The organism is Candidatus Krumholzibacteriia bacterium (assembly GCA_035268685.1).
GTDB lineage: Bacteria > Krumholzibacteriota > Krumholzibacteriia > JAJRXK01 > JAJRXK01 > JAJRXK01.
This window is the reverse complement of record DATFKK010000155.1, coordinates 1-19,139: the sequence shown is the minus strand read 5'-3', so window position 1 is coordinate 19,139 and position 19,139 is coordinate 1. Positions and strand designations below refer to the sequence as shown.

At 69.6% G+C, this 19,139-nt stretch carries 21 protein-coding genes; 20 read left to right on the top strand and 1 reads right to left on the bottom strand.

Features of this window, described 5'->3' with window-relative positions:
* The 9 genes from VKA86_14520 to folE all read left to right on the top strand — a co-directional run.
* Positions 1-954, top strand: a 954-nt coding sequence (locus VKA86_14520) for an HD-GYP domain-containing protein (protein HKK72427.1), incomplete at its 5' end; no start/stop codon positions are given.
* Positions 955-1,018: 64 nt separating this feature from the next.
* The gene (gene purM / locus VKA86_14515) at positions 1,019-2,044 is read left to right on the top strand and encodes a phosphoribosylformylglycinamidine cyclo-ligase (protein HKK72426.1); all 1,026 of its coding nucleotides are present in this window, start codon (positions 1,019-1,021) and stop codon (positions 2,042-2,044) included.
* Between the two features lie 144 nt (positions 2,045-2,188).
* Positions 2,189-2,893 (top strand): helix-turn-helix domain-containing protein, encoded by a 705-nt coding sequence (locus tag VKA86_14510; GenBank protein HKK72425.1) that lies wholly within the window; start codon positions 2,189-2,191, stop codon positions 2,891-2,893.
* A gap of 55 nt (positions 2,894-2,948) precedes the next feature.
* Positions 2,949-4,550, top strand: coding sequence for an apolipoprotein N-acyltransferase (gene lnt, locus VKA86_14505; GenBank protein HKK72424.1), 1,602 nt, complete (start codon positions 2,949-2,951; stop codon positions 4,548-4,550).
* Between the two features lie 15 nt (positions 4,551-4,565).
* A complete protein-coding gene (locus VKA86_14500) occupies positions 4,566-6,638 on the top strand; it encodes a hypothetical protein (protein HKK72423.1) in 2,073 nt (690 codons plus the stop codon).
* The gene (locus VKA86_14495) at positions 6,635-7,249 is read left to right on the top strand and encodes a phosphoribosylglycinamide formyltransferase (GenBank protein ID HKK72422.1); all 615 of its coding nucleotides are present in this window, start codon (positions 6,635-6,637) and stop codon (positions 7,247-7,249) included. Before VKA86_14500 ends, VKA86_14495 begins: the two co-directional genes overlap by 4 nt.
* Before the next feature lie 395 nt (positions 7,250-7,644).
* Positions 7,645-8,079, top strand: coding sequence for a 6-carboxytetrahydropterin synthase (locus VKA86_14490; protein ID HKK72421.1), 435 nt, complete (start codon positions 7,645-7,647; stop codon positions 8,077-8,079).
* The gene (locus VKA86_14485; GenBank protein HKK72420.1) at positions 8,076-8,495 is read left to right on the top strand and encodes a 6-carboxytetrahydropterin synthase; all 420 of its coding nucleotides are present in this window, start codon (positions 8,076-8,078) and stop codon (positions 8,493-8,495) included. Before VKA86_14490 ends, VKA86_14485 begins: the two co-directional genes overlap by 4 nt.
* A 7-nt stretch (positions 8,496-8,502) precedes the next feature.
* Positions 8,503-9,063, top strand: a complete 561-nt coding sequence (gene folE / locus VKA86_14480; GenBank protein ID HKK72419.1) for a GTP cyclohydrolase I FolE — start codon at positions 8,503-8,505, stop codon at positions 9,061-9,063.
* 48 nt (positions 9,064-9,111) lie between these two features.
* Here folE and trxB read toward each other — a convergent pair whose 3' ends face one another.
* Complete coding sequence (trxB, locus tag VKA86_14475; GenBank protein ID HKK72418.1) at positions 9,112-10,044, bottom strand: thioredoxin-disulfide reductase; 933 nt, start codon at positions 10,042-10,044, stop codon at positions 9,112-9,114.
* A gap of 248 nt (positions 10,045-10,292) precedes the next feature.
* Between trxB and rplU the strand changes: the two genes are divergently transcribed.
* The 11 genes from rplU to VKA86_14420 form a co-directional block, all read left to right on the top strand.
* Positions 10,293-10,610 carry a 50S ribosomal protein L21 gene (gene rplU / locus VKA86_14470; protein ID HKK72417.1) on the top strand — a complete coding sequence of 106 codons (318 nt, stop codon included), beginning with the start codon at positions 10,293-10,295 and terminating at the stop codon, positions 10,608-10,610.
* A 102-nt stretch (positions 10,611-10,712) separates the two neighbouring features.
* Positions 10,713-10,982: a 50S ribosomal protein L27 gene (gene rpmA / locus VKA86_14465; GenBank protein ID HKK72416.1), complete on the top strand. Its 270-nt coding sequence runs from the start codon at positions 10,713-10,715 to the stop codon at positions 10,980-10,982.
* Between the two features lie 68 nt (positions 10,983-11,050).
* Positions 11,051-11,818 carry a 3-deoxy-manno-octulosonate cytidylyltransferase gene (kdsB, locus tag VKA86_14460; GenBank protein HKK72415.1) on the top strand — a complete coding sequence of 256 codons (768 nt, stop codon included), beginning with the start codon at positions 11,051-11,053 and terminating at the stop codon, positions 11,816-11,818.
* 30 nt (positions 11,819-11,848) lie between these two features.
* Positions 11,849-13,567: a CTP synthase gene (locus tag VKA86_14455; protein ID HKK72414.1), complete on the top strand. Its 1,719-nt coding sequence runs from the start codon at positions 11,849-11,851 to the stop codon at positions 13,565-13,567.
* Positions 13,568-14,425, top strand: coding sequence for a 3-deoxy-8-phosphooctulonate synthase (kdsA, locus tag VKA86_14450; GenBank protein ID HKK72413.1), 858 nt, complete (start codon positions 13,568-13,570; stop codon positions 14,423-14,425). It begins immediately after the preceding gene.
* Positions 14,422-14,955, top strand: coding sequence for an HAD-IIIA family hydrolase (locus tag VKA86_14445; protein ID HKK72412.1), 534 nt, complete (start codon positions 14,422-14,424; stop codon positions 14,953-14,955). Before kdsA ends, VKA86_14445 begins: the two co-directional genes overlap by 4 nt.
* A complete protein-coding gene (locus VKA86_14440) occupies positions 14,952-15,935 on the top strand; it encodes a KpsF/GutQ family sugar-phosphate isomerase (GenBank protein HKK72411.1) in 984 nt (327 codons plus the stop codon). Before VKA86_14445 ends, VKA86_14440 begins: the two co-directional genes overlap by 4 nt.
* A 77-nt stretch (positions 15,936-16,012) precedes the next feature.
* A complete protein-coding gene (locus tag VKA86_14435) occupies positions 16,013-16,921 on the top strand; it encodes a lysophospholipid acyltransferase family protein (protein ID HKK72410.1) in 909 nt (302 codons plus the stop codon).
* 14 nt (positions 16,922-16,935) lie between these two features.
* Positions 16,936-17,463, top strand: a complete 528-nt coding sequence (gene lptC / locus VKA86_14430) for an LPS export ABC transporter periplasmic protein LptC (GenBank protein HKK72409.1) — start codon at positions 16,936-16,938, stop codon at positions 17,461-17,463.
* Positions 17,464-17,471: 8 nt separating this feature from the next.
* The gene (lptB, locus tag VKA86_14425) at positions 17,472-18,209 is read left to right on the top strand and encodes an LPS export ABC transporter ATP-binding protein (protein ID HKK72408.1); all 738 of its coding nucleotides are present in this window, start codon (positions 17,472-17,474) and stop codon (positions 18,207-18,209) included.
* Between the two features lie 23 nt (positions 18,210-18,232).
* A partial coding sequence (locus VKA86_14420) for an RNA polymerase sigma-54 factor (GenBank protein HKK72407.1) occupies positions 18,233-19,139 on the top strand: 907 nt, incomplete at its 3' end.

Sequence of the window (19,139 nt, the reverse complement as noted above, 5' to 3'; positions counted from 1 at the left end):
CCGGCCTTCCTCGTGCCGGCCGTGCTCAGCCACCTGGTCTTCGCCCTGGTGAACAACCTGCTGGCCACGGTGGTCATGGCCCTGAGCGAGGCCAAGCGTTTCGACGAAGTCGCCCGCACCGTTTTCGGGTGGCACTTCCTCACGGGCGTCGGCGCCGCCCCGCTCAGCGCCTTCCTCGTGTTCAGCTACGGTTACGCGGGGCTGTGGTCGCTGATCCTCTTCGTGATTCCGCTGCTGATCATCTACCAGGCCCACCGCCTGTTCGAGCAGATGAACAGCGCCCACAAGGAGACGGTGGCCGCGCTGACCACCGCCCTCGAGGCCGACGAGCCCTACACGCACGGACACAGCTACCGTGTGGCCAGGTACGCGGTGCAGATCGGGCGCCACCTGGGCCTGTCGCCGCGTGAACTCGAGACACTCGAGTACGCGGGTCTGCTGCACGACATCGGAAAGATCGCGATCACCAACGACATCGTGTGCAAGCCGGCGCGGTTGTCGAAGGACGAGTTCGACATCCTGAGCGCCCATCCGGCCATCGGAGGCGAGATCGTCGAGAAGATGAAGTTCCTCGAGGACGCCGCGGATCTGGTGAGGCACCACCACGAACGTCCCGACGGCCAGGGTTATCCCGACGGTCTGAAGGGTGACGAGATCAGCCTCGGGAGCCACATCCTGAACCTCTGCGACGCCATCGACGCCATGTGCTCGAACCGCCCCTACCGCGCGGCGCTCACCCTGGAACAGTGCGTGGCCGAGGTGCGGCGTTTCCGTGGTTCGCAGTTCGACTCCCGGGTCGTCGACACCTTCGTGTCGCTGGTCGAGCAGGGGAACTTCGACCTGATCGAGCAGAGCGACGACACGGCACTCCAGATCCAGCGCATCGTGCGTGAGGCGGCGGCGAAGTCGAAGAAGAAGGAGGGCGGCGAGCGCCCGGTCTTCGAGGCGGCCTGAACCGCGGTGGCGTTGGCGCTGTTGGTTTGACGACCCTCCGGTCCGGACCTACACTCCGCCGATCATGGAATACAAGGACAGCGGAGTCGACATCGACGCGGCCTCGACCGCGCTCGCTCGGGTGCGCGACGCCATCCGTTCCACCTGGGGCGAGGACGTGGCGAGCGACGTGGGGTCGTTCGGGGGCCTGTACCGTCTGCCCGGTGGCGGCTACCTCGTCAGCTCGATCGACGGCGTCGGCACCAAGCTCAAGGTCGCCCAGATGGCCCGCGACTGCCGCGGCGTCGGCGCCGACCTCGTGAACCACTGCGTGAACGACATCCTGGTGCAGGGTGCGCGTCCGTGGTTCTTCCTCGACTACTTCGCGGCCGGACGCCTCGACGGCGACGTCTTCGCCGATGTGGTCGAGGGCATGGCCACCGCCTGCCGCGAGAACGCCTGCGCCCTCATCGGCGGCGAGACCGCCGAGATGCCCGGCCTGTACCACGGCGACGACTTCGACCTGGCCGGCGCGATCGTCGGTCACGTGACCGACGAAGACCTGCTCGGCCCCGAGCACGTGACCGAGGGCATGGAGCTGTGGGCCTGGCCCTCGTCGGGGCTGCACACCAACGGCTACAGCCTCGCGCGGCGCGCCCTGCTCGAGGGCGACGAGCCCCTCCCGCTGGATCGGGACCCCGGCACGCTGGGCGTCACGCTGGCCGAGGCCCTGCTCGCCGTCCATCGCAGCTATCTGCATCCCGTGACGGAGCTGCGCGAGCGGGTGGACGTGGCCGCGCTCTGCCACCTCACCGGTGGCGGCTTCGTCGACAACCTGCCGCGGGTGCTGCCCGAGGGGCGTGCCGTCGAGATCGACGTCGGTGCCTGGGACGTGCCTCCCGTCTTCGGCCTGATCGCCGAGCGCGGCGGCGTGAGCGCCGACGAGATGCGGCGTGTCTTCAACCTGGGCATCGGCATGGTCGCGATCGTTCCCGCGCTGGGTCCCCGTGCACTCGAGGGGCTTTCCGACCCGCCGCTGAGGATCGGTCGGGTGGTCCGGCGCGAGGACGGCGACGCGGTCCGCTTCGAGGGGAGCCATCGCGGGTTGTAGGTCCCCGGACTGTCCCGTGTCCCGGATCCGGGACGGACACCGGAGACCGACGACGTCGCGGGACGGCTCCACGCGGCGTGTTGCGAGATGGTGCGGTCCTTGCGGGTGCTCGGGTGCCTGCCCGGGAACGCCTCCGGTCGCGCCATGCATTTCGACCCCACCCAGTCGTCGTCACTTCCTCTTCTCGAACCCGAACAACTCCGTGCTCGGCTCGACGCCATCCGGCAGGCCCTCGGAGCCGACCACGCCGTCGTGGCGCGGCGACGTCCCACGACCGCGGGAGTGGCACCGGGCCTCGAACTGCTGGCCCAGTGCGGGCCGGACGGCCACCGCGAACTGCCGGGGGCGGGGATGCCCGTCGACGTCCTCGGCGAACTGCTGCGCGGCGGTCGCCCGGTCGAGGCGGCGCGTCCGGGCGTTCCCTGGATCGGGGGATGGCCCCTGCCCTCGGACCGCTGGCCGAGCGTGTTCGTCGTCGCCTGGAGCCGGCGGTACCGCGATCCGGGTGCCGTCCGACGGAGGGTCGCCGAAGCGGGCATGGAGGCCCTCGGTCGGGCCCTGGCGCCGCCCGTGTGGATGACGCTCGGTCGTTCGCCGTCCGCGGCCACCACGGCGGCCGACGGACCCGATGCCGAGGCCGACGGAACGGGGTCCGAGGAGCACTCGCTCGCCGCCTCGTTGGCCCGCGTCGAACGTGAACTCCTGCTGCGGGCCCTGCGCGCAGCCGACGGGAACAAGAGTCGCGCCGCTCGGGAACTGAACCTGAGCCGGCAGGGTCTCTACCGGAAGCTCCGGCGCCACGGTCTGATCGCCGTGCGAAGGCGATCTCGACAGGGCGACACGGGCTGACTAGGTTCTCCGGACCCCGGGACACGGTTCCGGTCTCCTCCTTCCGGAAAGAGCCATGCTGGCATTCCTCCGCCGAGTCCTGTCGCGCGACGAGGTCCGCGCGGGTCTGATCTCGGGAACGGCGCTCGGCATCGCGTCCCCGCCCTCGTGGCTGGGACCGCTCGCGCTGGTGGCCCTGGTTCCCGTGCTGTGGGTGTTGTTCGCGCCGTCGAGGATCCACGCGGGGCGCGACGTCCACCTGCCCGCGCTGCTGCTCTCGTTCGGTCTCACGCACCACGGCATCGAGCTGCACTGGTTGCTCATGCTGGGCGACGCGTCGCCGCTCACCTTCAAGTGGGCGATGCCGCTCCTGTTGATGCTCCTCGTGCTGTACTCGATGCTGCCGGATCTGGCCGTGTTCTGGGTCCTGAAGCGGATCCGGCGCCGGGCCGGGCCCCAGGCCATCTGGTGGTTCCCGGGTGTGTGGGTGATGGCCGAATGGGTGCGGGGGCTCGGCGAGATGGGGTTCCCGTGGCTGACTCTCGGCTCGACGCAGCTGCGTCTGCTGCCGGTGGTGCAGATCGCCGGCGTCCTGGGTGAACTCGGTGTGTCGCTCTTCGTGGCGTGGGTCAACGTGCTCGTGGTGCTCACGCTCATGGGCCTGCGCGGGGAGTTCCCGGGCCTCGGGCGGGCCTGGCTCAGCCGTTGGTGGGCGCCCGCCACGCTCACGTTGCTGCTCGGTGGCACGCTCGGCTACGGGCTGTTCACCATGCGGTCGCTCGAACGCGAGGCGGTCGGGCGCGACCCGCTGCGGGTCGCCGCGATCCAGGCCGACGTCGACCTCTTCGACAAGTGGGATCCGGCGAAGCGTGACTCGACCTTCGTTCCCTACACGAGGATGACACGGGCGGCGGCGGAGGAGGGCGCGCGTCTGGCGGTGTGGGCCGAGACCGCGATCCCCTTCGACCTGCCGCGCCGGCCGATCTACGACCGACGCGTGCGGCAGCTGGCGCGGGAGTCGGAGATCTACGTCTACACCGGGTACGTGGAGCGGCGCGTCGACGAGAGCGGTGAACTGGACTCGTTCAACAGTTCGCTGATGATCGACGACGAGGGGGCGATCCGCGCGCGCTACCGCAAGGTCCATCTGTTGCCCCTGGGCGAGCGCATGCCCTTCCAGGACCTGATCCCGGCGCTGGGCGACGTGGACTTCGGCCAGGCCGAGTGGACGCCCGGGACCGAGCACACCGTCTTCCAGGTCGACGACCATCGCTTCACCGCGTTGATCTGCTTCGAGTCGATCTTCTCGCGATTGGCGCGCGCCGGAGTCCGCAACGGGGCGGGATTCCTGGTGAACATCACCAACGACGGCTGGTTCGGCGACACCATCCTGCCGCACCAACACGCCTGGATGGCGGTGATGCGTGCGGTCGAGAATCGCGTGCCCCTGGTACGGGTGGCGAACAACGGGGTCAGCTTCGTCGCCCGGCCCACCGGGCAGGTCGTCGGAATGACCGGCCTGTTCGAGAGGGACCGGATCGTCGCCGACGTCACACCGCGGCCGGGCGGATCGTTCTACACCCGACACGGCGATCGTCCACTGCTCGCGATGATCGTGCTCGGATTCCTCTTCCTGATCGTCGTCGGACGCGTCTCGGCCGGTTCGGGCCGCGGCTGAGCGACCGGACCACGCATGCGTCATCCCGTGGCGATCCTGTTCGTGCTGGCGGTCGTATCGGCCGGTTGCAGCGAAGACCTGGGCCCGGCCCCGCCCGACGGTGGGAGCCGGGTGGGTGTGGCCGTCGAGGCCGCGGCCGGTCCGCGCTTCGGTCGCAGCGGGATCTCCCTCGAGGTCGTCGACGGGGTGGTGTGGGTCGGCACCGACTCTGGTCTCCACCGATTCGACACGATCCGCCGGAGCTGGGCTCCTGCCCATGCGGGCTATCTGCCCGACGAGGAGCGGGAGACGCCCGGCCGGGTGTCCGCTCTCTCGCTCGGGGACGCCGGACGCAGGATCCTGTTCACCGGCGAGGTCGGTGTCCTCACCACCATCGGCGCGAGCGACGACGCCGGACGGACCTTTCGGTCGCTGCCCCGCCCGGATCCCACACGCTTCGGGGTCGACGCGATCGCGGTCGCGCCTCCGTCGCCGCGATGGCCCGGGGGTGCGTGGCTGGCCGCGCAGGGAATCGAGATCCACGCTCTCGCGGCTGGAGACGCCGATTGGCAGCCCGTGGTCTTCGACGCGCCCCTGCAACGGATCGACCGGATCGTCGCGGATACGGGGGGACGGGTCCTCGTCGGTGGCGCCACGCCCGAAGGGGGGGCGGAGCTGTGGTCGATCGACGACGAAGGGTCCCGGCGCGTGGCGGCCGTCGAGGGGACGTCGGTGCTGGACATCGATCCCGCTCCGGCCGAAGCGCCCGTCTTCGCGACCGACGCCGGGGTGTGGCGGGGGACGGAGCGCCAGGTGGTGTGGGACGGACGGATCCTCCGCGCGGCCCGCGTGCGGACCGGTGCCGGCGGGGTCGAGTGGGTGGTGCTCACCGACGACGACCGGCCGGGACGATCCCGCCTGGCGCAGGGTCGCGGGCCGGTCTCGCTCGACGCGGCCGCGGGAACGCTCGTCGACGCCGCGGCTCCGGCCGTCGCACTCGGGTCCGGGGCCGCATGGACCGTCGACGAACGCGCCGCGGTGCTGCGGGTCGACGCGACCGGCACCGAGCGCTTCGAGTTCGGCAGCACGAGCGGGGCACTGAGCGCCGTGGCGCGCATCGATGACGATCCACCCCGGCTGGCCGTGGCTCGCCGCGCCGACGGTGAGGTCCTCGTGGGACCGCCCGAGGACTCCGACGCCTTCGTGTCACGCGGGTCGTGGTCGACTTCCACCGTCATGGCGCTGACCGCCGATCCGCGCGATCCCACCGTGCTGCTGCAGGCCAGCTTCGGCTGCTACCAGAACGCCGAGTCCGCCCAGGCCTGGGTGGGACGCAACACGGGCTTCGTCCCCTACGAGGTCTTCCTGGGCGACCGCTTCGGTCTGATCACCCTGGAGGTCGTCGCCGACGGAACGCTCTGGAGCGGGGGGGACAACGGCGAGGGACCGTACCGGTGGGATCCGGTGGGCGGCCGCTGGCAGCGCGTCCACGAGGGTCTGGGCACTCCGCGCAGCACCCCCTTCGGGACCTCCGAGTCCGGGCTGCCCTACGTCACCCAGGTCCGGGACTTCGCACTCGACACCGACGGCACGACGTGGATGGCCGGCTTCCGCGGCGGTGCCTGGCGCCTCGACGAGACCGGGGCCGGCGCCCCCGTCTGGCGCGGGACCAACACGGGGCTTCCGGATCTCGACGGCGCGCCCATGGACACCTGCTGCGTGGTGGCACCCGACCGTCAGGTGGACGTTCGCGCGATCGAGGCAGCAGAGGGCGGAGTGCTCCTGGCGGCGACCGGATGGGGGGTGTTCGGGCGGGAGACCGACGACGGCGCGTGGACGGAACGATCGCTGGGTCTGTCGAATCGCGACGTGCGGGATCTGGCCGTGCACCCGGACGAGGCGGCGACGGTGGTCGCCGTGGCGCGGGGTCGGGCCGATGCCCCGGACTGGGTGTTCCTGAGCGAGGACGCCGGCCGGACCTGGTTCGCCGTCGACGCATCGCTCGTCGCGGCCCCCGGGGTCGATGTCGTATGGTCGCGGCCGGGGCGCCGTGAGATCACGGTGCGGATCGAAGGCCGCGGTGCCTGGCGCATGGAGTTGGACCGATGAACCCGAACGCGCAGCCCTTGGCAGTCGCCGTCCTGCTCAGCGGTGCGGGCCGCACCCTCGAGAACCTGCTGCAACAGATCGACGCGGGACACGTGCTCGCGCGGGTCGTCGCGGTGGCGAGCAACCGGGGCCGGGTGCGGGGTCTGGAGATCGCCGAGGCGGCCGGTATTCCCACAGCGGTGTTCCGCAGGAGTGCGTACCCCGACTCCGCGGCCCGGGACCGCGCCATGTGGAGCTTCGTGCACGAGCACGGGGCGGAACTCGTGGTGCTGGCCGGCTACCTCGCCCTTCTCGACCTCGAATCGTCACGCGGGGTGCCGGTGATCAACATCCATCCCGCGCTCCTGCCACGCCACGGAGGAGACGGTTACTACGGAGACCGTGTCCACGAGTCCGTGCTGGCTTCGGGCGACACCGAGACCGGATGCACCGTCCATCGGGTGGATCCGATCTTCGACCACGGTCCGATCCTCGCGCAGCAGAGGGTGCCGGTGCGCGCCGACGACACCGTGCGCAGTCTGGCCGATCGCGTGTTCGAGGCGGAGTGTGAGCTCTACCCGCGGACGATCGATCGCATCGCGCGCGGGAAGCTGACGCTCGAGGGAGCCTGAGGAGAGGGTTCGAACGCCGGGCCGACGACGTGTCCGGACGACCCCACGCTTGCGTTGGCCTTCTCTGGGGGGGACGACTCGCACAAGCTACCCTGAACGTCGCCCCGGATCGCCATCGCCCGGCGTTCGTCCCGCGATGCTGCAATGGGCGTGCCGCGAGCCTCCGCGCCGAGCGGGCGGGAACGGCGGAGCCTCCCGGGGAACGATCGGACGTCTCACGGCCACGGGCATCCGGGTGTCGTCGCGCGTCGAAGGGTGGTGAAGTGCAACGGCCGAAGCCGCGTGGCGCGTGGCCGCGAGCCGGGGTATCGTGACGAGCGATCGACGACCGACCGCGCACGGCACCCCGCGGGTCTCCGCCCGCGAGCCGCATCGAAAGGTGGCGAACCGTGCCCATGTCCGACACCGTGCGCATCACGCGTACCGTCCGCTTCAGTGCCGCGCATCGCTACCACAGCGACCGCCTGAGCGACGAGGAGAACCGTCGTGTGTTCGGCAAGTGCAACCGTCCCCACGGTCACGGCCACGACTACCGGGTCGACGTCGGCGTGGTGGGGCCGGTCGATCCCGTCACCGGCATGGTCATGAACCTGGCCGATCTCGACGCCGTCCTGAAGGAGCACGTGGTCGAACCCCTCGATCACGGTTTCCTGAACTACGACGTCGAGCACTTCGCCTCGGTGGTCCCCACCTGCGAGAACATCGCCCTGTACGTGGTCGACCTGATCACCGAGCCCCTGGAGCACTTCGGGATCCGCCTCGCCGGCGTGCGGGTGTGGGAGGGGAACGACCTCTACGCCGAGGTCGACCTCGAGGAGAGCGGGTCGTGAGGACCGTGCGTCTCACGCGCCGCTACCGCTTCGAGGCAGCCCATCGCCTGGTGGTGTCCGGCTACACGCCGGAACAGAACTGGGAGATCTACGGGAAGTGCTCGCGCGAGGGTGGGCACGGTCACAACTACGAGATCGACGTGACCGTCGCGGGTGTGCCGGACCCCGTCACGGGACTGGTGATCGAGCGCGAGCGGATGGATCGGATCGTCGAGGAGCGCGTGGTCGACCGCTGTGATCATCGCGATCTGAACGACGTGATCCCCGACGTCGTGACCACGGGCGAGAACCTCGCCGTCGTCTACCACCAATGGCTCGAGGACGCCTTCACCGGACCGGCGCGTCTGGTACGCGTCCGTGTCCACGAAACCGCGCGCAACGTGTTCGACGCGGTCTCGCTCCCTCCGTCCCGTTGAGTTGACCATGGATCCCCTGCAGTCCGCGATCCGCACCATGCTCGAGCAGCTGGGCGAGAACCCCGAGCGTCAGGGTCTGCGGAAGACCCCCGAGCGGGTCGCCGCCTCGATGAAGTTCCTCACCCAGGGCTACCACCGCGACGTCGAGGCCGAGATCGGCGACGCCGTCTTCGACAGCGACAACCGCGAAATGGTGCTGGTGCGCGACATCGACTTCTACAGCCTGTGCGAGCACCACATGCTGCCCTTCTTCGGACGAGCGCACGTGGCCTACCTGCCCGACGGAAAGATCGTGGGGTTGAGCAAGCTGGCGCGTGTGGTCGACGTGTTCGGGCGGCGCCTGCAGGTGCAGGAGAACCTCACCACGCAGATCGCACAGTGCCTGCAGGATCACCTCAACCCGAAGGGTGTGGCGGTTGTGATCGAGGCCCAGCACCTGTGCATGATGATGCGTGGGGTCGAGAAGCAGAACTCGTTGACGGTGACCAGCGAGATGGTGGGGGAGTTCCGCGACAACGCCTCCACGCGGGCGGAATTCCTGAACCTGATCGCGCGGCGTTTCGGCTGAGGCGCGAGCGGGATGGCGGACACGACCGCCACCCCGCCCCGAAACGCTCTACTCGATGCCCCGTTCCGCGAGCCAGCGCTCGGCGCGGATCGCCGCCATGCAGCCCGATCCTGCGGCCGATACCGCCTGCCGATAGATCTTGTCCTGGACGTCGCCGCAGGCGTACACGCCCTCGAACTTCGTCAACACGTCGTCGTGGGTGACCAGATAGCCGCTCTCGTCCATGTCGAGCTTCCCGACGAATAGTTCGGTGTTCGGCTTGTGGCCGATCGCCGCGAAGTAGCCGCCGACCATCCGCTCGCGTTCCTCGCCGGACTCGATGTTGCGAAGGCGTACCCCGGTGACCTTCTCCTCGCCGAGCACGTCGACGACGACGGTGTTCCATTCCCAGTCGATCTTCGGGTTCTTGAAGGCGCGCTCCTGCATGATCTTGCTCGCGCGTAGCTCGTCTCGACGGTGGATCACCGTGACCTGCTCGGCGAACTTGGTCAGGAACAGCGCTTCCTCCATGGCGGTGTCGCCGCCACCGACCACGGCGACCTTCTCGCCCTTGAAGAAGAAGCCGTCACAGGTGGCGCAGGCGCTGACGCCCCGACCCTGTAGCTTCTCCTCGCCGGGTAGCCCCAGCCACTTGGCGGTGCTGCCGGTCGAGATGATCACCGAGTGGGCCTTCACGGTGTCGCCGTTGTCGAGGGTCATCGTGAACGGGCGCTCGTCGAAGTCCACCTCGGTCACGGTCCGGAACTGGCTCTCGGCGCCGAAGCGCTGGGCCTGGCGACGGAAGAGGTCCATCATCTCGGGGCCCTGGATGCCGTCGGGAAAGCCCGGGTAGTTCTCCACGTCGGTGGTGATGGTCAGCTGCCCACCCGGCTGCTGGCCTTCGAGGACCAGGGGCTCGAGGTTCGCGCGGGCCAGGTAGAGGGCGGCGGTGAGCCCTGCGGGCCCGGATCCGATCACCGCGGCTTTGCGGACGTCACTCATGGGTGGTTTCCTCTCCGGGATGGGCCGCGCTCGGCGCGGCGTGGAGACTGCGACCGGTGTCGAGACAGGAGGTCCTCCCGGCGGCCGGGCCGGGGACGGGCGGCAATCAAAGCAGACTTCCGGCTCGGGTCAATCGCCGGCCCGGTCGCGTATCTTCGTGGGATGCGCGGCCTTGACGGACCCGGCCCCCGTTGCTACATTCACCGGCCTGTGCCGAAAACGAATGTCAGGTGGGAGGCCCCTTGGTCATGGCCGAGCGCAGCGCCGTGGTGCGCATCCAGGACAAGCAGATTCGCGTACGCGAGAACGACGTGGTTCGGGTTCCGCGGCTGCACGACGAGGTCGGTGCGGACGTCGAGATCGACGACGTGCTGATGCTCGGCGGCGACGAGGTCAAGGTCGGCACGCCGACCGTCGAGGGCGCCCGGGTGCGCGCGACGGTGGTGGAGCACGTCCGCGACAAGAAGCTGGTGGTGTTCAAGTTCAAGCGCCGCAAGAACTACCGGCGCACGAAGGGCCACCGGCAGGGGTACACCGATCTGAAGATCACGTCGATCGAGGGCTGAGTCCACGGACGACGCACGGATCGGCGCGCGGGCACGAGGCCCGTGTGGACACGAAGACGATGGACCGGGGCGACCGGTCCGAACGCCGAAAGGGGGACGGTCATGGCACACAAGAAGGGTGTGGGTTCGAGTCGGAACGGACGCGACAGCAATCCGAAGATGTTGGGAGTGAAGGCCTTCGGTGGTCAGCAGGTCCCCGCCGGCAGTATTCTGGTGCGGCAGCGCGGTACCCGGATCTACCCGGGACGCAACGTGGGGATCGGCGGCGACGACACGCTCTTCGCCAAGGCGGACGGTGAGGTCCGCTTCGAGCGATGGGGGCGGGAGCGGCGCCGCGTCCACGTGATCCCGGCCGACGTGGCCGGGGAGTGAGTCCGGATTCCGAACGCCCACCTCTCCGGTGGGCGTTCTCGTAGGTTCCCAGATCGAGGTCGTCGGCGATGAACGGATCTCCCGAGTCCGTCCCCGGGCCCGTCCTGGCCGTGGTTCCCGCCCGATGGGAGAGCTCGCGCTTCCCCGGCAAGGTCCTGGTACCCCTGGCCGGCCGCCCGGTCCTCGCCTGGGTGCTCGACGCCGTCAGCGCAGCGCGACGGGTCGACGCGGTGCTGGTCGCGACCGACGAACCACGGGTGGCGGAGGCCGCGGCGGTCCTGGGGGTGGAGGCCGTCCTGACCTCTTCGGAGCACGCGAGCGGGACCGATCGCATCGGTGAGGCGGTGCGGGGTCGTGACGCGGCCGTCGTCGTGAACGTCCAGGGCGACGAGCCCCTGGTTCCGCCCGAGGCCATCGACACCCTGATCGCCACGTTGCTCGACGATCCCGAGGCGGACGTGGGGACCCTGGCCTGCCCGCTGGAGGATGACGAACGGGACGATCCGAACTCGGTCAAGGTCGTCATCACCGACGCCGGGCGCGCCCTGTACTTCTCGCGGGCCGACGTCCCGGCCGTGCATCCCACCGCCCACCGGCGGGTCCCTTCGCTCCGGCACGTAGGCCTCTACGCCTATCGCCGGACCGCGCTCGACCGGTTCCTGACCCTCGCCCCGACACGCCTCGAGCAGCAGGAGGGCCTCGAGCAGCTCCGCCTGCTCGAGGCAGGGGCTCGCTTCGCCGTGGGTACCGTCCCGTCGCACCCCAGGGGCATCGATACGCCCGAGGATCTGGCCCGCTGCGAGCGGGTCCTGGCGCCGCGCGGGGGCGCGTTGTAGGATCCCGCCGACCCGAACCGGGAGGCCCCCGTGAGCGCTGCCGACGGAATCGAAGCCCCGCGCAAGGCGGGGTCGAACACCAGGTACGTCTTCGTCACCGGAGGCGTCGTGTCGAGCCTCGGCAAGGGCATCGCCACCGCGTCGCTGGGCAAGCTGCTCAAGGCACGCGGCCTGAGCGTGATCCTGCAGAAGTTCGACCCGTACCTGAACGTCGACCCGGGGACCATGAACCCCTTCCAGCACGGCGAGGTGTTCGTGACCGAGGACGGCGCCGAGACCGACCTCGATCTGGGCCACTACGAGCGCTTCCTCGACCAGAACCTCAGCCAGCTCCACAACGTCACCACGGGGCAGATCTACGACACGATCCTCAGCCGCGAGCGCAAGGGTGAGTACCTGGGCCGAACGGTGCAGGTCATCCCGCACGTGACCGACGAGATCAAGCACCGCATCAAGCTGCCGGCGATCAAGGCACCGGAGGACGCGCCGGTCGACGTCGTGATCACCGAGATCGGCGGGACCGTGGGCGACATCGAGTCGCTGCCCTTCGTCGAGGCGATCCGACAGATGCGTCTCGACCTCGGGAGCGGTCGCAGCCTGTTCATCCATCTCACGCTGGTGCCGTGGATCGAGACCGCCGGCGAGTTGAAGACCAAGCCGACGCAGCACTCCGTGCGGGAGATGCGCGGGATCGGGATCCAGCCCGACGTGCTGGTCGCTCGCTGCAAGACGGGGCTGCCGTCCGACGTGCGGCGCAAGATCGCGCTGTTCTGCAACGTCGACGAGGAGTGCGTGATCGACGCCCTCGACGTCGAGAGCATCTACGAGGTGCCCCTGCGGCTGCAGGCCCAGCATCTCGACGAGATCGTCTGCCGGAAGCTCGACCTGCCCCTGCCCGACATCGATCTCGAGGGCTGGCGTCGGATCGTCGACGGGATCTACAACGCCACCGAAGAGGTCCGGATCGCGCTCGTGGGCAAGTACACCGGTCTGAAGGACGCCTACAAGAGCATCATCGAATCCTTCGTCCACGCCGGAGTCACCAATGGCGTGCGCGTCGAGATCGACTGGGTCAGTGCCGAGGCCGTGGCCGACGACGGTCCGGCCGTCCATCTGTCGCGCGCCGACGGCGTGCTGATCCCGGGTGGGTTCGGCGAGCGGGGCATCGAGGGCAAGATCGCCGCCGTGCGTCATGCGCGCGAGAACGGGGTTCCCTTCCTCGGGATCTGCCTCGGACTGCAGGTCGCGGTCATCGAGTACGCGCGCGGCGTGATGGGGCTGAACAAGGCGAACAGCACGGAGCTCGGGTCCGAAACCCCCGACCCCGTGATCGCACTGATGAGCGAACAGGAGGGGATCGAGGACCTCGGTGGGACCATGCGCCTGGGTACCTACCCCTGCGAGCTGCGCGAGGGAACCGTGGCGCGCCGGCTGTACGGCAAGGACCTCGTGCAGGAGCGGCACCGGCATCGCTACGAGGTGAACAACAACTACCGAGACCGGCTCGAGGCGGCGGGGATGATCTTCAGCGGGGTGTCGCCGGACGGGGTGCTGGCCGAGATCGTCGAGATCCCCGAGCATCCCTTCTTCGTCGGCGTGCAGTTCCACCCCGAGCTGCGCAGTCGTCCGGAGCGGGTGCATCCCCTCTTCCACGGTCTGGTCGAGGCGGCGGCCAAGCATCACCGTACGCGGACGACGATGGCGGCCGAGTCCGGTGCCGGCCCCCGGCCCGAGACCGAGGAGGCCTGAATGGCCGCGGCGCATCGCTTCGACGTGGGTGGTGTCCGCGTGGGGCGGGGCGAGCCGCTGCTGGTGATCGCGGGCCCCTGCGTGCTCGAGGATGCCGAGGAGATGATCGCGGTGGCGCGGTCCATGGCGGGCCTCTGCGGGCGACTGGGGTTGGGCTACGTCTTCAAGTCGAGTTTCCTCAAGGACAACCGCACGCGCGGGGTCAGTCCCCGCGGACCCGGGATCGACGCCGGGGTCGAGTTGTTGCGCCGGATCCGTCGCGAAGTCGGTTGCCCGGTGCTCACGGACGTGCACCTGCCCGAGGAGGTCGAGGCCCTCGCCGCGGCCGGAGTGGACGTCCTGCAGGTACCGGCGTTCCTCTCGCGGCAGAGCCGGCTGCTCGAAGCCGCCGGTGCGAGTGGATGCGTGGTCAACGTCAAGAAGGGACAGTTCCTCGCTCCCGAGGACCTGGTCCATGTGGCCGAGAAGGTTCGTGCCGCCGGCGGCGAGCGAATCCTGTTGACCGAGCGTGGCACCAGTTTCGGCTACCACGACCTGGTGGTCGACTTTCGCGGCTTCGCCGTGGCGCGCGACCTCGGTTGGCCCTGGATCTTCGACGTCACCCACTCCCTGCAGCGCCCGAGCGGGGCCGGTGGAGTGAGCGGGGGGACCCCCTCGCTGGCGCCCATGATGGCGCGGGCCGCGGTCGCGGCCGGAGTCGATGGTCTGTTCCTCGAGGTGCACCCCGATCCGGCGCGCGCGCTGTCGGACGCCACGACGCAGCTCCCACTCGGCTCGGTCGAGTCGTGGTTGCCCCTGGTCGCGCGGCTGCACCGCGACGTCGCCGAGGCACGCGACTCCGAGGCGGCGTCGTCATGACCGGACCGACTCCGCCGCCCGACGTCGACGGTGTCGTCTTCGACGTCGACGGGTGTCTGACCGACGGCACCCTCCACTACGGCTCCGACGGCGAGAGCACCAAGGTCTTCCACGCCCGCGACGGCCTGGGCATGGCCATGCTCCGCGACTGTCATGTGCGCATGGCGGTGATCAGTGGGCGCGCGAGTCCGATCATCCAGTCGCGCCTGCGTGAACTCGGCGTGACCGTCTTCAAGTTCCGGCGCATGGACAAGGGCCGCGCGATCGAGGAATTGGCGGAGGAGTGGTCGTTGGCGCCGGCACGGATGGCCGCCATGGGCGACGACCTCGTCGACCTGCCCATGCTGCGCAGCGTGGGGTTCGCGGCCGCGCCCGCCGACGCCGACCCGCGGGTGCAGCGGGTCGCGCACCGCGTGCTCGGTCAGCCGGGAGGGCGCGGTGCGGCACGCGAACTCGCCGAACTCGTCCTGCGGGCACGCGGCGACTGGGAGGGGATCACCGCCCGCTTCCAGTTGGAGGACCGGCGATGAGCGGCGAGCGGGTGCTGGCCCGCGGCCGCGAGGTCCTGCGTCGCGAGGGCGAGGCGCTCGTCGCCCTCTCCGAGGGTCTCGACGAACGCTTCGTGACCGCCGTGCAGTGGACGCTCGACTGTCGTGGTCGGGTACTGGTCACCGGACTCGGCAAGAGCGGAATCGTGGCCCGGAAGGTCGCGGCGACGCTCACGGCCACCGGAACCCCTGCGTTGTTCGTGCACCCCGTCGAAGCACTCCACGGCGACCTGGGCATCGCCACCGCCGACGACCTGCTGCTCGCGATCAGTCGCAGCGGCGACAACGTCGAGATCCTCGATCTGGTCGCGTCGCTACGGATGCACGGCGTTCGAAGCATCGGTCTCACGTGTCGACCCGACAGCGAGCTGGCGCGGCGGGCGGATCTGGCCCTGCCCACGCCGATCGACGGCGAGGCCTGCCCGCTGGGACTCTCGCCCACCACGAGCGTGGTGGCCGCCGTCGCGATGGGCGACGCGCTGGCCATGGCCGTGCTCGACGAGAGCGGCTTCGGTCCCGAGGACTTCGCGCTGCTGCATCCGCGCGGTGCCCTGGGCCGGGGCCTGACCCTGACCGTGCGCGATCTGATGCACGAAGGCGACGACCTTCCCCTGGTCGGTGTGGGCACGAGTGTCCGAGAGCTGCTCCCGGTGATCACCGGCAAGCGGCTGGGGTGTGCCTGTGTGGTCGATGCCACGGGTGCCCTCCGGGGTTTCGTGAGTGACGGAGACGTCCGGCGTCTGCTCGGGAGCGACACCGACCCCCTGGCCCGGACCGTGGACAGCTTCATGACCCGCTCGCCACGGACCGTCACGTCCGGCGTGCTGGTCCGGGACGCCCTCGACGCGATGGAGTCGAACGAACCCGGTCCGATCACCCAACTGGTGGTGGTCGAGGGGACGCGGCCGGTCGGAGTGCTCCACATCCACGACGTCCTGAGGGCCGGAGTCCGGCCGTCCTGAGGCACGCCGGGGCACTTCACGGAATTTGGCACCATCCTTGCTTGACAGCGCGTCCTCCGCATCGTATCACTCCACACATGACCATCCTGCGACACCCGGCCGGCGCTGCGGAGGGCGCCCTGGCGAGCCCTCGGGGGACCTCGATCTCGCGGTTCCGGCGGGCACGGCGGCTCGTGTTCCACGGGGTCGTGCGGAGTCTGGTCGGAGGCGTGCGCCGCGCTCCGCGCCCGCTGGCCGAGGCGACGCTGGTCGGCCTGGCCCGCCTCGCCCGGGCGACCCGGACCCGGGAGCGCTCCGTGGCCCGGCGACAGGTCCGCGCGGCCTTTCCCGATCTCTCCGTCTCCGTCGCCGATCGCGTGGCCGACGCCTCCTGGACGCGGCTCGCCCGTGATCTGGTCGACATGGTCCGGGCGGATGCTCCGCCGGAGATCGACGCGCGCAGCGCCCGTTGCCTCGACGACGCACGGGCACGCGGACCCGTGCTGTTGCTGATGGCCCACCTCGGGGCCTGGGAGCTCGTCGGACCGGCACTGTCGGCGCGCATGGCACCCTTCGGGGCGTTGACCGCGAATCCGCACAACGATCGGGTCGATGCGTGGCTGCGCGCCGAGAGGGCCGCGCGCGGGGTCACGGTGTTCGATCGCGATCGCGATCTGGGCTCCGCCGCCCGCTGGCTGCGTCGGGGTGGCACCCTTGCCGTCCTGGCCGACCACCGGCCGCGCGGGGCCCACGTACTCGCACCATGGTTCCACGGGCGGGTGCCGACCACGACGGGACCGGGACGCCTGGCGCACGGCGCCGGGGCCACGATCCTCCCGGTGGGAGTCGCGCGCCGCGGTCGGCGGCACCACCTGCTCGTGGGAGAGGGCTTCCGGCCCGCGGGCGACGCCACGACCGACGCTCGTCGTTGCAACGCGGCCCTCGAAGAACTCGTCCGTCAGGATCCGGAGGGGTGGACGTGGATCCACGCACGCGAACAGGAGTGAGGGCGTTGGCCGCCGTGGTGCTGCTGGCGCTGCTGACCGTCGGGTGTGGCGAGGAGCCCGAGCCGACCCCGCCGGGCGTCGACCAGCTCCCGACGCAGCGCACCTACGACTACTCCACGCGCCATTCGCGCGACGCGGTCCCGGAGTGGGAGCTGTTCGGCAACGTGGCCGAGCAGTACGAGGGCGAGGACACCATGTATCTCACCGGCGTCCGCATGGTCTTCTATCGGGACGGCGAGACCGACGCGGTGCTGACGTCGGACCGCGGTGAGGTCGACCAGGAGACCGAGGCCACGGTCGCGCGCGGCAACGTGGTGGTGGTGACCGATGACGGCCGCCGGCTCGAGAGCGAGGTGCTGCACTGGGACCCCGAGCGCGAGCTGATCCACACCGAGGCCTTCGTCCGATTCACCGAGGGTGACCAGGTGTTGACCGGCTACGGTCTCGAGACCGACCCGGACCTGACCAACGTGCAGATCCAGCGCGACGTGAAGGGTGTCGCGAGGGACGAAACGGGCACTTCGGACCCGGAAGGGCGGTAAGAAGGTCCATGGCACGGAAGTCGCTGTCCTGTGATGCGCTCGCGAAGGTGTACCGCTCCCGGCGGGTCGTGGACGGTGTTCGTCTGCAGGTCGAAACGGGAGAGGTGGTCGGTCTCCTGGGGCCGAACGGCGCGGGCAAGACCACGACCTTCTACATGATCGTGGGCTTCATCAAACCGGCCGCCGGACGTGTGTACCTCGACGACGAGGACATCAGCCGGTTGCCGATGTACAAGCGGGCTCGCCGTGGGATCGGGTATCTCCCGCAGGAAGCGTCGATCTTCCGCCGAATGACCGTCGAGGACAACGTGCGAGCCATTCTCGAGACCATGACCATGTCGAAGAGCGAGCGCGAGGATCGTTGCGACCAGTTGCTCGAAGAGCTCGGCGTGAGCCACATCCGCAAGAGCCGCGGGTTCCAGTTGTCGGGTGGGGAACGCCGGCGCGTCGAGATCGCGCGTGCACTCGCGACCGAGCCGGCCTTCATCCTCCTCGACGAACCCTTCGCGGGCATCGATCCGATCGCCGTCCAGGACATCCAGACCATCGTCGGGGGCCTGAAGGACCGGGGCCTCGGCGTACTGATCACCGATCACAACGTCCACGAGACGTTGAGCATCACCGACCGCGCGTACATCCTGCACGAGGGCAGGATCGCGGTGTCGGGGACACCCGAGGAGATCGTCGCCGACGAGGACGCCCGGCGCATCTACCTGGGTGAGAGCTTCCGTCTCGAACGTGCCTGATCCCGGCCGAGAGGGCTGATTCCATGGACATGAAGATGACCCCCTCCATGAAGCTCGGGCAGCGTCTCGTGATGACGCCCAAGCTCCAGCAGGCTCTCAAGCTCCTCCAGGTTCCCACGCTCGAACTCGAGCAGATCCTGAAGCAGGAGATGATGCAGAACCCCATGCTGGAGGAGGCCGACCTCGGCGACGACGAGGAGACCACCGACGAGGCCGAGGAACAGGAGGAGCCCACGGCCGAGGACGAAGAGGCCGAGACCGACTTCGACATCGAAGATTACCTCGACGACGGCTTCAAGAGCATCGGCTGGGAGCCCGAGCAGGAAGAACTCGACGAGCGCTTCGAGCGTGTCGCGGTCGCGCCGGAGAGCGGGACCGAGAAGCTGATCAACCAACTCAAACTCAGCGTCGACACCGATCTGGAACTTGAGATCGGCGAGTACCTGGTCGGCAGTCTGAACAGTGACGGCTTCCTGAGCGTGGACCTCGACGAGGTCGCGCGCGTGTTCGAGACCGGAGTCGAGACCGTCGAGCGCGTCCTGGCCGTGATCCAGGACTTCGACCCTCCCGGCATCGGAGCACGGAACCTGCAGGAGGCCCTTCTGCTGCAGCTGCGGGCCCAGGGACGGGACGACGGTCTCGCCGCCGCCGTCGTGCGGGACCACTTCGATGCGCTGAAGAACCGCAAGTTCGCCGAGATCGCCAAGGAACTGCATGTGAGCCCCAGAGAGGTCCAGGAGATCGCGGCCGAGATCGGTCACCTCGATCCGCGGCCCGGCCTGTCGACCTTCGGCGACGACGCGCGATACGTCACGCCCGACCTGGTGGTGGAGAAGGTCGAAGGCGAGTACGTGGTCTACCTGAACGACTCGAACATCCCGCGGCTGCGCGTGAGCCGGGCCTACGCCGAGGAACTCAGCCGAAACCGCA